The organism is Nitrospinota bacterium (genome assembly GCA_009873635.1).
GTDB lineage: Bacteria > Nitrospinota > Nitrospinia > Nitrospinales > VA-1 > LS-NOB.
This window is the reverse complement of sequence record WAHY01000011.1, coordinates 44,223-59,035: the sequence shown is the minus strand read 5'-3', so window position 1 is coordinate 59,035 and position 14,813 is coordinate 44,223. Positions and strand designations below refer to the sequence as shown.

11 protein-coding genes and 1 pseudogene are annotated in these 14,813 nt (G+C 44.9%); 7 read left to right on the top strand and 5 right to left on the bottom strand.

Annotation, left to right across the window (positions count from 1 at the left end; all coding sequences use genetic code 11):
* Window positions 1–320 precede the first annotated feature (320 nt).
* Together F3741_08250 and F3741_08245 are read right to left on the bottom strand one after the other, a co-directional pair.
* Window positions 321–2,249, bottom strand: a complete 1,929-nt coding sequence (locus F3741_08250) for a hypothetical protein (protein MZG30781.1) — start codon at window positions 2,247–2,249, stop codon at window positions 321–323.
* 88 nt (window positions 2,250–2,337) lie between these two features.
* Window positions 2,338–3,501 carry a KamA family radical SAM protein gene (locus tag F3741_08245; GenBank protein ID MZG30780.1) on the bottom strand — a complete coding sequence of 388 codons (1,164 nt, stop codon included), beginning with the start codon at window positions 3,499–3,501 and terminating at the stop codon, window positions 2,338–2,340.
* 740 nt (window positions 3,502–4,241) lie between these two features.
* Here F3741_08245 and F3741_08240 point away from each other — a divergent pair.
* The 7 genes and pseudogenes from F3741_08240 to F3741_08210 all read left to right on the top strand — a co-directional run bounded on the left by F3741_08240 (window position 4,242) and on the right by F3741_08210 (window position 10,936).
* Window positions 4,242–4,673, top strand: coding sequence for a cytochrome c (locus F3741_08240; GenBank protein MZG30779.1), 432 nt, complete (start codon window positions 4,242–4,244; stop codon window positions 4,671–4,673).
* 169 nt (window positions 4,674–4,842) lie between these two features.
* A complete protein-coding gene (locus tag F3741_08235; protein MZG30778.1) occupies window positions 4,843–5,691 on the top strand; it encodes a phosphate/phosphite/phosphonate ABC transporter substrate-binding protein in 849 nt (282 codons plus the stop codon).
* 102 nt (window positions 5,692–5,793) lie between these two features.
* A complete protein-coding gene (gene phnC, locus F3741_08230; GenBank protein MZG30777.1) occupies window positions 5,794–6,537 on the top strand; it encodes a phosphonate ABC transporter ATP-binding protein in 744 nt (247 codons plus the stop codon).
* A 33-nt stretch (window positions 6,538–6,570) separates the two neighbouring features.
* Entirely contained in the window at window positions 6,571–6,960 is a 390-nt protein-coding gene (locus F3741_08225) for an STAS domain-containing protein (GenBank protein MZG30776.1), read from the top strand.
* A 271-nt stretch (window positions 6,961–7,231) separates the two neighbouring features.
* Window positions 7,232–7,609, top strand: a pseudogene (locus tag F3741_08220) (hypothetical protein).
* A gap of 52 nt (window positions 7,610–7,661) precedes the next feature.
* A complete protein-coding gene (locus F3741_08215; GenBank protein MZG30775.1) occupies window positions 7,662–9,155 on the top strand; it encodes a c-type cytochrome in 1,494 nt (497 codons plus the stop codon).
* Window positions 9,156–9,334: 179 nt separating this feature from the next.
* Window positions 9,335–10,936 carry a hypothetical protein gene (locus F3741_08210; GenBank protein MZG30774.1) on the top strand — a complete coding sequence of 534 codons (1,602 nt, stop codon included), beginning with the start codon at window positions 9,335–9,337 and terminating at the stop codon, window positions 10,934–10,936.
* Between the two features lie 109 nt (window positions 10,937–11,045).
* On the opposite strand, the gene F3741_08205 is transcribed toward F3741_08210, so the two are convergent.
* From F3741_08205 to F3741_08195, 3 genes are all read right to left on the bottom strand, one after another.
* Window positions 11,046–12,065: a hypothetical protein gene (locus F3741_08205; protein ID MZG30773.1), complete on the bottom strand. Its 1,020-nt coding sequence runs from the start codon at window positions 12,063–12,065 to the stop codon at window positions 11,046–11,048.
* An 83-nt stretch (window positions 12,066–12,148) separates the two neighbouring features.
* Window positions 12,149–13,528 carry a hypothetical protein gene (locus tag F3741_08200; protein ID MZG30772.1) on the bottom strand — a complete coding sequence of 460 codons (1,380 nt, stop codon included), beginning with the start codon at window positions 13,526–13,528 and terminating at the stop codon, window positions 12,149–12,151.
* A gap of 19 nt (window positions 13,529–13,547) precedes the next feature.
* Window positions 13,548–14,672, bottom strand: coding sequence for a tetratricopeptide repeat protein (locus F3741_08195; GenBank protein ID MZG30771.1), 1,125 nt, complete (start codon window positions 14,670–14,672; stop codon window positions 13,548–13,550).
* Window positions 14,673–14,813 lie beyond the last annotated feature (141 nt).

Sequence of the window (14,813 nt, the reverse complement as noted above, 5' to 3'; positions counted from 1 at the left end):
CCCCTATGATAATAACCCCATGAAAAACCCCTTTGATCTGGCGTACACCTTTTCCCGCTGAAACATAACTGTCACCGGTTATACCTTCTATAGCATCAACAATCAGGACATTTGGGGTGACTCTGCCACCTTTCATTCCTACGGCGTCCTTCAGTTTATTGGAAGCTATTAAAACATTGGCTCCCTCCTCATTCATGGATGCGAGAACAGGTTCGAGTTCGCTCTCCATATAGTAGTCTTTGGGAATTACGATCAATATATTTTTGCCATCAAGCCTTTTCATAAACTGTATTCCTTAAAATATAAAAGCCCGATACCCATTAATGATTCAAAGGAATGGATATTAGGCCGTTTTTTGAATCTTGAGACTCCAAGTCTAGCATAAAGCGATACAGGAAAAACTCGTTTTTTACCAGTATGCGTTGCGCATGCTTGGCCAGAAAGTTTTTTAAAATGCCTTTCTCTCCTGTTGAAAACGCTGAGTTTTTGCCGAAAACAAAATTATGATTAAACAGAATATGGGTGATTCCCATCGACTTCAAACGGATGATAATATTCTCTGCATAGACCTCTTCGTCAATGATTTTTCTTAATGTATGGGCTTCAAAAAAAGTATCGCTGAAAAATGGCCGATCCATCAGATAACCCAGATTCCTCATATAAACCAGCAATACCTTGCCTTTTTCTCCTATCAAATGATTTGCGACAGAGTACGCAGGATAAGCATTGATTTGTCTTATCAAAAACTGGTCCCGGTTTTCCTTGTTGAACAAATATGAAAGCGGTTTGATACGTACCCATTCTTTCAAAATTGTTGAAGTGTTGAACAACAGGCCAAAAGTCAGGATTAAAGATAAGAAAACAGTTTCTTTTTTTCCAACTGAGTCGCCATAATTTTTAAATCCTTTCTCCAGGCCGGTGACCAACAGGACTGATAGGAAAGCAAATGCCGGGGCAAGTAAACGGATGTATTGTGTCTGGATGAACCAGAAAACCATTAGAACCAGAAAAAAAGAAAGCATTGGCAAAGACTGGCGGCGTAAACAAAGCAGGGTTGGAAGCAGTAATAAATAGAGAACTCCTATTTGCCCATCGAATTTGAGAGAATGGGGCTCGCTGAAAAAGGTAAGATTGATAGGTAGAAGTAGAAAATCAAGAATGCTGTGTCCCATTCCAAATGAAGAATAATATTGAAACTGTTGCTGAGAGCGAGTTATATCCCAATTCATTCCATTTTCCCCGCCTAAAAATGTCATGAAGTAGGGGGCTAATGGATTACCTGTAAAATAATAGTTTCTTGCCAGCCAGGGCAAAAGCAGTATCAAGGAAACAATCACCAGAGTCAGGCATTGGCTCACAACTTTCCCTGTATTATTACTTCGCCGACCAAGAGTGGCTATCCCAAGAAACGCCAGGGGTAAAATGATGACCGTTGTCAGTTTTGTTGCTACAGCTGCACCGGCAAACAGGCACATTAATAAAAACCAGTTGCTTTGTTTTCGGGAACACCCATTTTCCCAGGCATAGAAAGCCAGGAAAACGTAGGTGGCTGCCTGCAAATCAACATACGCAGCCGAAGCTATATTGAAAAAAGTTGGAGTCGAAATATATAACAGTGGGGCCAGCAACGCATAGTTTGCCGATCCTGTTTGCCTGTAGTACTGGTGCAAAGCGATTAAAAGCAGGAGAGCAATACCCAGCCCAGTTAGTTGGGCTAATTGCTCTGTTCCCAAAGCTAAGGCAAAAAGATATAGCATTTCCATTTGCTGTGGGAAGAAAGAGTAAATGTTATTGGGAAGGTTTGTGACCCCACCTGCTTCAAGATATGCCTTGGGAACTGCAAGATGATAAACCAGGGCATCTGTAGAAAATGCCGGAGCCATTGCCAGGCTCAATAAAAAGAAAATGATAATTCCTAAAATAATCTGGATAAAAGTTTTTAACGGGGACAAAGAAAAAATTATTGCTAACTTTTCCCTGGTGCCTCCAATCCATTGGCGGGGGTTGTTCAGGGAGCTTGCTCCTGATGAGAGAAGGGCGGCCAGCAAGACCCAGCATGTTGTCGATGAAATTTGTCCGATGAATGTCAATCCTGTCACCATCAGCGAAACAAGGACTGAGCCCAAAGCAGAAGAAAATACAAATCCCTCGGCCGAGCTGGCAAAATTCAGGTGCCATATTTTTCTGGTGACGACTCTCCCGGCGCTTAGAAAAGCCAGCATGACTAAAAGGAAAAGAAAGAGATCCATTATTAATAAATGAATTCAGAGTTAAGTTTTTAAGGGGGGGAGGACGGTATGATTTGTTTCAGGTGTGAACCTCCAGGACTCTGGCGATTTAGCAGCAACCAGCTTTTGTTGTCTCAGAAAACAATGAAAATTCATCCAGTGCTTCCTGATAATCATCAAACCAGCAGGCTTTGGGGTTTCTGTAAAAAGCCATGAAGCGGGCATTGTTATCCTTATCTGCCGACCGTGCATATTTGAAGAAAATCTGCTCTTCTGTCATTCCAACCACTTCAATTTTTCCTGATTCATGTGACATGACCAGGCGGGCACGTTTAGCCAGACCAGAACATAAGGTACGAGATTTTTCAAATATTTCATAGCCACGTTCAACGGGCACCGAATAGGTTTCGTTGCCAAGTGTAGGGCGACATAAAAAGACATAATAGGGCGGAACACCAATAAAAGAAAGTTTGGAAAACAGGTCCGCAAGCACTTCAGAATCATCGTTGACTCCCTTTACCAGGGGAGTCTGGTTCACCAGAGAAACTCCTGACTTCATTAACAGGTTCAACCCTTCAATGGCTTCGGGTGTTAGTTCCCTGGGGTGGTTGAAATGGGCCATCACATAGATTTTTTTGTCATTGGTGCTATAGGTTCTGAACATTTCCAGCAAAGAGGGGTCGTTCAATATCCTGAAAGGGTTGAATGCCGGAACCTTGGTGCCAATGCGGATGATCTTGACGTGGTCAATTTCGCGAAGTTGCTTGATGATGGGTTCCAGTTTGCTGGTAGACAAGATCAGGGGATCGCCACCCGTTAAAAGTACATTGTTGATTTCCTTGTTGTTTTTGATGTATTCCAACCCTTCGGAAATATCTTTGGTCACCTCATCATTTTCATTCATAAACAAACGTTTACGAAAACAAAAACGGCAATAGGCGGCACATACTTCATTGACCAAAAGAAGAGCTGTAGAAGTGTACTTGTGTTCCAGACCACGAACTTTGGTGTACTTTTCCTCGTTCGAGGCATCAAGCTCACCCCACTCATTAAGTTCCTGGATATCCGGCATAATGATCCGTTTGATAGGATCATCAGGGTCATCCCAGTTGATCAGGGATTGATAATAATCATTGGTCCGAAATACAAACTTATCATTTACTTTTTGCAGTTCCCTCTTTTCAGATTCAGACAATTGGGGAATCTGGTCCAGCTTGGTCAAATATTTAGGTTTTTTCTTATCTGGATTGAGGTGTTTAAATAATACATTCATCAGTCACCTCCAGTTGTAACAATTAATATTCTTAAATTACTGATTTTCTTGACGTTTTTTATAGTCTAAACACTCTGTTCCACCTCATCCGGCACAATTTATCCCCATTCTTAACAACCTTGAAAAGAAGAGGGGATGCTTACGCTAGTGGGATGGTTTTTGAATACCTTTAAATTCAATGCCTTCTGGATCTATTGAAGAGAAAGATCTTTTTTTGAGGCCCCAAATTAGCTCACCGCAACAAATCCAGGTTCCAGAAACCCAAGGCTCCTGAAATCCTGAAACTCCAATTTGGATTCATCTATAACTTTGGATCATACTTGATTCAGCCGGAGCTATCAAGGGAAATTGCCTTTAAGGATAGGGCAAAGGCGTTTAAAAAACCATTAAACTTATTTCCTTTCAATTGGTTAGCCTTTTGGTAGAAAAAATAATAGTCGTCCGGTATTTGGCTTGAGACTGGAGGAAAAGGTTTGTGATTTCGGCAGATTTCAGGGTTGATTTCTTGCAATTTTCAAGAGGAATTTTCTGTTGACAGGGTATTGGAATGGACTATAATGCGTTGCTCATTTTTTCAAAATCAAAGCTTAATGAGGTAATCGATTGGTAAGGGCTTAAATGTTTGATTTTTTATTTTATTAAGTGTTTGAGCTTTGGATGCCAATGCGTAATATTCGTCAGTTTAAAGGTTGGAGTGATAATTTTTGGTTAAATTCACTATAAAGAGAGGAGATTGTTAGATGAAAAAGGCGTTAATACTGAGTGTGATGGTTATTTTCAGCTTGTTTGCTGTCAGTTCTGCCTTCGCCGGCGGTCAATGTCCACAACCGCGGAAAACGAAAGCGGCTCCTGGTAGCGTAGCCAAGAAAGATAAAACAGCAAAAGCTGATGCGGCCAATGGTAAAAAACTCTACCATAAAACCGCTAAACCAATGGCTTGTAAAATGTGTCATGGTGATAAAGGTGATGGAACAGGTAAACTGGGTAAAGCATTGAAACCTGGACCGCGTAACTTTACCTGTAAGGACACAATGAAAAAAGTTTCTGCCGGCCAGATGTTCCATATCATCAAAAATGGTTCTGCTGGAACCGGAATGGCTAAGCAGAAGCTTTCTGATAAGGAAATCTGGGATGTAATTAAATATATCCGCACAACATTTTATAAAGGTTAAACCACGGATTATAGAATAAAGTTAGTTTTTTTAAGGGGTAAGCCGTTAAGCGGCTTACCCCTTTTTTGTGTCATTTTTCCGGATTAAGCTAGTGCTATAATGAACCGGTCTTAAATCGGAGTCTCCTTTGAACATCCGCTTGAATTCCTCATTTGTACATATAGTTTTTATGTTCTGGTTGCCTCTGGTCTCTGAGGCGCAATCTTTGGGTGTTGCCGAAAATCCTATACGAATGATGTTTGTGCCTTCGGGAGATGCGCAGGTGATTCTTAAAGGTGGCAGAGAAATAGGTCAACTCCTGCAAAAAGAGACAGGTCTGCACTTTAAAACCTCGGTTGCTACAAGCTATGCATCGGTCATTGAAGCAATGGGTGCTGGAAAGGTGGACGTAGGATGGCTGGCCACTTTCAGTTATGTTCTGGCACACGATAAATATGATGTAGAGTTGCTTTTAGTGGTTAAAAGGTTTGGCAGTCCTTTCTACCGTGGACAGATAATGGTTCGGGCGGATAGCGGCATTCAAAAGCTTGCCGGATTAAAGGGGAAGAGTTTTGCTTTTGTTGACCCTGCTTCCACATCGGGTTATTTGTACCCAAAGACTCTTCTATTATCCAAGGGTTTTGATCCGGAACATTTTTTCAAAAAAAGTGTTTTTGCGGGTTCGCACAATGCGGTGGTTCTTTCAATATATAAAGGAGAAGTCGACGGCGGTGCAGCGTATGACGGTTCCCGGTCAGCAGTCGCAAAAACTTTTCCAGATGTTTTTGACAAGGTCAAGGTCATTGCCTACACCAAAGAGATCCCGAATGATACGGTTTCTGCTCGTAAGGGATTATCTGAGGACTTGAAACTAAAGATTCGTGAGGGACTGAAGAAAATTTCGCAAACCCCTGCAGGTAGTAAGACCCTTAAAAAACTTTACGGCATTAGTGGGTTTACCGATTTGGATGGGTTGTTTGACCCGGTCCGGGAAGCAGGTCGTTTGCTGAACCTGAACATGAATAATCAGAAACCTTAAGGACATCTCTATATATTTTCTTTAGCCATGAGCGAGCCTTTTGAAATAAAGGGTCGCGAGTTGCTGCAAAGTAGAATCATCAGATTATAAGAGGTCCTCATAATTGTTATGCTGGAAATAGAAAAACTCAGTAAGACCTATGAAAATGGCACCATTGCTTTGAGAGAAGTTTCAATTTCTATCGAGAAGGGAGAATTTGTCGTAATACTGGGTAAAAGCGGCTCGGGGAAATCCACTCTCATGCGGTGTATCAACCGTCTCGTAGAACCCAGTTCGGGTAAGGTATTTCTGGATGGAGAAGAAATTACAATTGCGCCGCCGAATCGACTGCGAGAACTCAGAAAAAAAATCGGGATGATTTTCCAGCAGTACAACCTTATTCCTCGCTACTCGGTCCAAAGTAATGCTCTAATGGGAAGGCTGTCTTCAACATCATCCATTGCTTCGATATTTAATTCTTTCCCGGCTGAAGATGTAGCTCGTTCCGGTCAGGTTTTAGATCGGTTGGGACTGTCGGAAAAACATTTTCACAGGTCAGAAGATCTTAGTGGTGGGCAACAGCAGCGGGTAGGCCTGGCCCGGGCCTTGATGCAGGAGCCAGAACTGATTCTTGCAGATGAGCCGGTTTCAAGCCTTGACCCGGCTTCATCGAAGCAGATCATGGAACTTCTGGCTGAGTTTAATGAAAAAGACGGGGTGACCATTTTATGTAATCTGCACCTTCCTGAACTGGCCCGTGAATATGGTTCGAGAATTATTGCTATGAGCGAAGGCCGTATCGTTTATGATGGTCCTGCGGGAAACCTGGGTGAGGATGAGTTAAGCTCTCTCTACGTAGACGGTTGATTATCTGATAATTTCCAATTAAAGGGTAATTCGATGGAAAAAATACATAAAGAAATTTTGGGGTTGATGGGAAAGATTGATATTGATTGCAGGGATGAAAAAGACACCATCATCATAGACCTGGCAGGTCAATTGGATGTTTACAACTCCCAGGATCTCAACCTGCTTGTGGATGCGTACAAAGAGCGGGGATACAAAAAATTCATCATGAACCTGGAGAAAGTCACCTACCTCGACAGTTCAACCATAAGCGTATTTATTCACTGTTATCAAACACTTAAAGATGAAGGGCGATTTGTATTGGCCGGTCTTCAGGGTTCCCCTAAAGAAGTTTTTGATATGGCAAAACTGCATGACGTGTTTCAAATCTTTCCTGATACTTCAAGCGCAATGGCCGCTAGCGATGGAGGCAATGAGCAATAGCTCATTTGGCCGAGATAAATCTTTGCCCACATGATAAAGATATTGCCCTTTTCCATCGGCGGCTAAGCCGGATTAGCCTTTTGTTTGATTCCCGAAATGTGTTAGTTTAGAAAGATTAAACCTTTATAAATGAAGGTAGGGCGGCTTTAAGCGTCCAGTCAGATAAGGTGGAATATTGAAAAAGTCAGCCCTGCTCATACTCTCGGTTATATTTTTCTCCTGGCCAGTTCTGGTTTGGGGGCAGGATGATTCTGACTTATCAAACCTGGAGATTCCTAAAGAACCCGGTTGGAGACATCCATCCTATCGAGGGTGGGAATCGTTGAGTGTACCGGGTTTGATTTCCACTTTTTACGACTTGGACAGAGACGGTAAGCTGGACTATATGGTTATCCGTAAAGTGATCCGCAAGGCATCGGCCGAAGAGATTACGGTCGAACAGGCCATTGAAATCGCTAAATTCGATAACCTGAGTGTCTACTTTTCGCATCCAGTGGTGTTTTTCACCAATCGTAACCCGCTCTTTTACTGCAAAGGTGTTGATTCAAGACGTAACTGCAATAATATCTGGGTAGATATTGCGGAAGACGGTTTAAATGGTAATGAAGAACTTTACACGCTTTCAACTCCGAGTCTGGGGGTGCGTTAGCCAGAAAAGTTTGATTCTTTTTCTGGTTTTGAGTGTGGCTTTGCTGGCAATAATGCCAGTGTACGCTCATGGACCATCAGAACATAGTAATGGTTCCGCCTCTTCTCATGGCGGAGAGAAAGATCTCTTGCGCCTGGGTGCCACGGTTTACAAGCACATGTGCATATATTGCCACGGTGCGGATGGCAATGGTGGAGGTAAGGCAATGGCTTACCTTTACCCGTGGCCCAGAGACTTTCGTCAAGGTGTGTTTAAATACAGGACCACTCCTTTTGGGTCGATTCCGCAGGATAGTGATATAAAAAGAACCATTGCCCGCGGTGTTCCAGGTACTTCCATGCCTGCATGGGGAGGGGCCTTGTCAGAAGATGAGATCTCTGGCGTAGTTGAGTACATCAAGAAATTCTCAAAAAAATTTGAAAATAAAAAGCCTAAAGATGCAATAAAGATAGAAGCAGTTCCAGCATCGACCCCTGAATCCATAGCAAAAGGTAAGATAATCTATCAGCAAACGAGTTGCGCTCGTTGCCATGGAACGGATCTGAAGGGGGACGGGCCTATTGCATCAGACCTCTATGATATATGGGATCATCGGGTTTTCGTGTATGACCTGACAGACCCGAATACTTATAAATTCGGATTTGATAAGAAAGACTTGTTTATGATTTTAACAACGGGGATTGATGGCACCCCGATGAAATCTTTTAACCATTTGAGAGACGAAGAACGCTGGGATCTGGCTTCATATATAGAGTCAGAAATAAGGAAAGAGGAATATAAACCAGCAGAATATGAAATAGATCTGAATACTTACAAAGTTGACCAGGAAATAGACATGGATCCGGCTAACCCAATGTGGGCAAATATCCCGGTCCAGAATATTCATACAATTCCACTTAATGCACGCAGGGACCCGGTTGACCAAATTCAGTTTCAGTCTGTTGTGAACGACGAGGGGATAGCCTTCCGGCTGGTATGGGAAGATCCTCAACCGGATCGGACTTCAAGCCGTCATCAGGATTTTAAAGATGCTATTGCGATGGAGTTCGCCCTGGGTGATGTATTGTTGCATAAGCACGGGCATAATGAACCGTTCTTTGGCATGGGAAACAGGGGTAAAGTGGTGAATATATGGCAGTGGCGGGCAGACTGGCAAACGGAAATTGAAACCAAGGAAAAGCTGGAATATGCCACAAAGGGAATGGATATGGATACCATGATCTTCGGGGGCGAGGTGAACCCTGTTGATTCGCTCAATCCGTTCAGGGATGTTCCCGTGGAAGAATTGAACGCAGAAGGGTTTGGAACGTTGACCCCTCAACCTCAAACCAAACAGAATGTGCTGGGCAAAGGGGTATGGAAAGATGGAAAATGGCGCGTTGTTTTTTTTCGCACCTTGGATTCTTTGAATAAATGGGATATAAAATTTATTAAAAAAAACCCCATTTTAGTAGCGTTTGCGATTTGGGATGGAAAACATCAGGATCGCAATGGTCGGAAAGTTATTTCCATGTGGCAAAGGCTTAAACCTGTGGAACTTCCTTAAGGGCTGCAGGTCATGTTTGGCAATTTATCTGGCTGGCAATAAATATCCCGATTTGTGTTACTCTGTTTCCTTACTTGGGCATTTGAAAATATATGATTTCTTGTTAACTAGAAGCCGCTATTTGCTTTTAAAAGTTTATATAATTGAATTGGTAAACAATATATTTGGAGAATTGTTTCATGTCAGATGAAAATGAATTGGAAGAAACCGATGATTCGTTGAGCGTGTCCGAAGACGATGAAATGGATTTGGATGAGGTAGACGAATCAGATGAGCTGGACGAACAGGATGAGGTTGCGCCAGAGGAAGAGCCGGAAACCGGGGCCTTTCTGGTAATCGGCCAGGGTGACTTTTCCATGACCCAGGCGAATCGGGGAGCCGATGACCCTGGCGACAACACGCTTTGTGAGCCGCAATACGTTACGGTTTATGGCGATTTATTGTTTGTCTCTGACAGGGGCAACCACCGGGTGGTGATCTGGGAGCAGTTTCCTGAGGAAAATGGAGAGCCGGCATCATTGGTCCTGGGACAGGAAGATTTTGCTGACTGCCTTGAAAACCGGGGTATGACTACAACCCTGGATGAAATGACTTCTGGACTGGGTGATGAGAGTCTCGATGGATTCACCATCAGTAAGTCGGAGGAGGATACGCTATCTCAACCTGCGGGTATTGATGTGATTGATGGAAAGCTTTATGTGGTGGATAGTGGCAACCACAGGGTGTTGAGATGGAGTGGAATTCCCTCTGAAGATGGCGAAGCTCCAAGCCTTGTGCTTGGGCAGGATAATCTTGATGATAATGAAGCAAACCGCCGGGGTTTTGTCGGCTCGGGTTCATTGTTTTTCCCTATGGGCATCCACTCTGGCGACGACCAGCACGTGCTGGTTGCCGACAAGGACAACCATCGGGTATTGATCTGGAACAAAATCCCTTTCAGTGATGGCTGGAACGCAGATGTTTCACTGGGGCAAAAGGGAATGGATGAGCGCTGGCCCAATCAGGGTGACTTCGAAAATGTAGGGCCTGATACCCTGAGCTTTCCCACAGGAGTGCACTTCGACGCTGAAGGTGAGCGCGTGATCGTTGTGGATCAGGGAAATAACCGGGTATTGATCTGGAACAAAATTCCCAGAGAAACAGGTGTCGCTGCTGATGTGGTGATTGGACAAAAAGACTTTTTCAGCCGGGAGCCTAACCGGGGTAACGGTCATCACAGGCCTTCAGCCGATGGATTCTATTTTCCTACTGATGTGGTTTATGGTGAAGCCGGTTTGTTTGTCGCTGATACCGGTAACAACCGTGTCTTGTACTGGAAAGAACTTCCCACTGAGAATGGGCAACCCGCTGACCTTGTGCTTGGCCAGTCCACTTTCACCGAAAATAAAGTAAACCGGGGTCAGGAAGACGCCACCAGCTTTACATTGAACGATCCTTATGGTTTGTTGCTGATCGATGTGGAGGATGATGAAGAAGAGTTCCGCGGTGTTCCCCTGCCGGATGACGATGAGGAAGAAACTTCCCTGGCGGCAACTGATGGAGAAGCCGCGGAAGAAGAAGAGCCTCAACCAAAATTCAAGTTGTTCATTTGCGACCGGGGTAACTCACGCATCGTGATTTGGGATGAGCTCCCATACCCGAAAGAAGAAAAAGAGGAAGAAGAATTCGAGGAACTTGTTGTCGAAGATGAAAACCTGTTGATCGGTGACGATGACGAGGAAGATGATTTCTTCGAAGAAGAGGAAGAAGAAGTCCCACCGGGAGAACTTCCCTCGGCTTAACCGGAGAAACCGTTGGTGGTAAAGCGCCGGTACATTCCTGAATGAATCAGACCCCTTGGCCGTTTGGCCAGGGGGTTTTCTTTTTGTACCTGGTTCCCACGGGTGTGGATCAGTGGCAGTAGGGGGGGATTCCTTCTTCTACCAGTTGTCCGGCTTTTCCTGTTTTCAGGTTTTCATGGTTTTTCTGGATTCCTGATGCCAGTACTTTCATAGATGTTTCCATCTTCGCCATGATTTCTTCGGGACTGTCGGTCAATACGTTGCCGAACTTTGGCTGGCATTTTAAATTCCCGACATCACAACAGGGGGTCATTTCACCATTCTGTTGAATTGTCATGATGTCTATAGAGCCTCTGGCGGCAGGGCAGCCAATGAAATACTGATCTTTTGGGAAAGGCATCGAGGTCATGGACCGTTGCCCGTTATCGTCAACATTGAATGCCGGCAACAAGCTCAATCCCAGCGTGAACTCTGGATTGCGGGCAAAGGCTTCGGTATCACCCAAATGCATGGTGAACATTTTTTCATCACAGTCAGGGTGTTCTTTAGTCAGGGTGGCTATTTTGTCCGCGTAGGTCTTGAGTAACTCTGTCACATGTGAATAGGTCGACCCTTTCTCAATGAAAAAACTCAGCAAAAGGTTTATCTGGTTTTGCAAATCACTCAACGATTCATACACCACATTCACGATCAGTTTGTCCTGCAGTCTCAGCATTTCTCCAAGAAAATATTTTTGTGAACTTTCCCACGCTGTCGGGTAGAGGGTGATATCCACCCTTGCCCCGAGTTTCATTATTTCCAGCAGTCTGTGCCAGCGCTTCGATTTCTCTGAAAGAATATCAAGATTGGTATGAAGGCAAACGTGCGGGGTTACGGATTGAAAAATTCTGCAGATCTCAACAATGTCAGGATTTTGTGTGGCTTCTCCACCGGTCAGGTTGATTTCCTGTTGAGCCAGTTGATTGAGCACATCCACGTTTCTTATTTTTTCGGCCATGCTCCTGGCCTGCTCTGTCGTCAGGTGCCATTGTGAGACCGGGTGCTCCATCAACGGTTCATATACATGACACGAGACGCATTCATCCCGGTTGTACCGGTTGCAACTGGTTTCGACAAAAATACTGAGCATTGTAAAAACTCCAACTCCACTAAATAAATTACAGTTTCTGCGCGCAAGATGAAATTGTCAACTTTACCTGTGGGGCTGGCCCGCTATAAGGTGAATTGCATATGAACGAATGAAATACCCGGAGGAGGAGTTTGAAAAGCAGTCTGGATATCTTTTTCCCTGTAGCCCAGTTTCCGGAGTGGTCTCAAAGCAGAGAGCACTTCCTCGCGTGTGACATAGGCTACAGTATCGGGAACACCCCGGCTGCTAAGGTTTTTAGCCAGTTGGGCGATTTGCTTTCTTTGTTTTTTAGGGGTGCCTTCCATCGCCGGGTAGTTGAGTTTGCCAGAGTATGGGCTTTTGTAAACGGTATTGAGTGCGTTGAGAGTGCTCAACATCAATACGTCCCTGTCCCAAGGTGCCATGCTTGCTACATGCGGATGGTTTTGCACCAGGTCTACCAGGCTGACAACGTCAGACCCCAGGTCTTTCGCCACAAACTGATTCTGGTATTCGCGGGTGATATCTGCGAAACCTATAGACCTGCCGATATTTTCCAGCAGGGGAAAGTTCACCATGAAAGTATATTGTCCGCCGTACAGATTGAAATAGGGTCGCCCTTCGTGGTTGAGGTCTTTTAAGGTTTTCATACCGTAATCAAAACTGGTGTAACCAAAATTTACCGGGCCTAAAAGTTCCTTTGCTTTTTTGATGGTAGAAAATGCTCCCGTATTGATGGGCATGGGAATTTCATCTTTAAACTCTTCGGCGTGTGCCTTCATAGTTTCGGCAAAAGGCAAGTCGCTTAAATCGACCCTTTGAAAATCCCGTTCCCAGTAAATGGTGTCGAGAAAATTTGGGAGTTTGCAAAGCTCATTGAGGTCCTTGTTGTTAAATTGTTCAACGAATGCTTCCGAAGGGAGTGCTCCCGCATCAAGCATAGGGCAGAGATATTCTTCATAATAAAGTCCCTGGTGTTTCAAAAGGACTTTTGTTGCCAGGTCGTCCCAAATCTCGTTGGTGATGATTTTTGATATGGAGTGAGGCTTAAAACAATCCATATGCTCGGCGTGGACACGAACGGTGGCAAATTTCCCCTCGTGTTCCATCAGGCGGGTATTTTTTCGCACACCTTTTAAAATTTCTTCGGACTCATCGCAAAGGATGTAATAGACGAAAGGGTAGACTTCGCTATCACTGTCTAATTCCCGCAGGTGACTGAGAAAGCACGCGGCCAGGTTGCCGTTGCCGACTCCCCATTCCTGCACCAGCCACTTGCCACTTTCTGGGCGCTCCTGGTTCCTGGCCTTGTTGAAAAAGTCATTGGCTATCGCATGGGCCAGACGATAGTCCAGACTTACATAAGTTTGGAAATGGTTATGGATTTCTGGGCCCTTGATACCGTAGAAGATCGAGTTAACATGGGTCGCCCAAAAGTCAGAAGGCTTGAAATCCCCAAGCGAAACCAGGTTTGGATGGGTCATGACAGGGTTTCAGGGAAGTTTATCTGGGGTCGTCATCGGCATCTGCCAATGATTCCATGCCGGGTGCATTTCCTTCCATGCTGCCACCCCCAGCGTACTTGCTGGTTTGAGAAACACCACCGGGGATATTGGCAGGGTTGTCTCCGCCTTCAGTCGCAACAGGTTCGGGCTCATTCATCAGTGCCTCATATTTCTTGTAGGCCTCCTGCGAGTCATCCATCAAACCGACTTCTTTATAGCAGTTGTACAGGCTGAACCAGGCTCCGGCATCTGCCGGGTTCAGGCTCACCGCTGTTTTGAATGATTTGATCGCGGCTTCAGGCCTGCCCATGTTTGCATAGAGGGTCCCCAGGTTGGTGTGCGGCAGGGAATAATCGGGAGCGAGTTCGCTGGCTTTTTTGAAAGACGCGATGGCATCGTCCACCATGTTTCTGACTGAATAACAACTACCCAGGTTGCAGTAGGCTTGCGGGTCTTTATCGTCAACATCCACAACGCACAAGGCGGCGTCAATCGCTTCTTCATAGCGTTGGGCATGAAAATAAGCGTTGGACAAGGCGGCGCGGAGCTCCTTGTCTTCCGGGTTGAACATCAACACCTTTCTGAGAGCTATGATTTCCTTGTCATAAAGTTTGAGCATATCGTAAGCCGCCGCGAGGTTGGCGTAAGCCGTTGTGTCAGTGGGGTCCAGCTCAATGACTTTCTCAAACGAGTCCGCGGCATTTGTGAACATGTCCCGAAGCAGATAGAGTCCACCGAGATTGAAGTGATTTTCCGGATCGTTCGGATCCAGTTCACAGGCCCGGTTGAGTTCGATCAGGGCTTCTTCCTCATGGTTGAACAATACGTATGCGGTACCGAGCAGTTTGTAGACCCGGGCGTTTTTGGGAGCCTTGTTGCGAATGGCCAGCAGTTGTTTGATCGCTTCTTCGTAGTTGGCACCATCGATCATCAGGGTAGCCAACTCAATTTGCAGGTCTATATTGTCGGGGTCGGCTTTCAGTTCCTTGGTGACCTGGCGGGTTTTCTTTTGTATCGCCATTTCACGCTTGGTCACTTCCGGGTCGCGTACACCCAGCTCCTCAAAAATTTCCGGATCGATTTTCATCGTGATCCAGTCTGTCGGCTTGCCAGCTTCACCCATATCAATTAACTCTCTCTAAAAGGTTCTGAATTCAAAATGTTTCGCTTAGTGAATTTTAAATTCTAGGCCATTGCCCCTCACCTGTCAACTGCCACTGGGCGTGGGGCCAGTGAGCAATGGCTTTTGTTGGCTGAAAAGTAT

Bases quoted from the DNA above. Each gene is read 5' to 3' on its own strand.
- F3741_08250 (MZG30781.1), bottom strand. From the start codon at position 2,249: ATGGATCTCTTTCTTTTCCTTTTAGTCATGCTGGCTTTTCTAAGCGCC.
- F3741_08245 (MZG30780.1), bottom strand. From the start codon at position 3,501: ATGAATGTATTATTTAAACACCTCAATCCAGATAAGAAAAAACCTAAA.
- F3741_08240 (MZG30779.1), top strand. From the start codon at position 4,242: ATGAAAAAGGCGTTAATACTGAGTGTGATGGTTATTTTCAGCTTGTTT.
- F3741_08235 (MZG30778.1), top strand. From the start codon at position 4,843: ATGTTCTGGTTGCCTCTGGTCTCTGAGGCGCAATCTTTGGGTGTTGCC.
- F3741_08225 (MZG30776.1), top strand. From the start codon at position 6,571: ATGGAAAAAATACATAAAGAAATTTTGGGGTTGATGGGAAAGATTGAT.
- F3741_08215 (MZG30775.1), top strand. From the start codon at position 7,662: ATGCCAGTGTACGCTCATGGACCATCAGAACATAGTAATGGTTCCGCC.
- F3741_08210 (MZG30774.1), top strand. From the start codon at position 9,335: ATGTCAGATGAAAATGAATTGGAAGAAACCGATGATTCGTTGAGCGTG.
- F3741_08205 (MZG30773.1), bottom strand. From the start codon at position 12,065: ATGCTCAGTATTTTTGTCGAAACCAGTTGCAACCGGTACAACCGGGAT.
- F3741_08200 (MZG30772.1), bottom strand. From the start codon at position 13,528: ATGACCCATCCAAACCTGGTTTCGCTTGGGGATTTCAAGCCTTCTGAC.
- F3741_08195 (MZG30771.1), bottom strand. From the start codon at position 14,672: ATGGGTGAAGCTGGCAAGCCGACAGACTGGATCACGATGAAAATCGAT.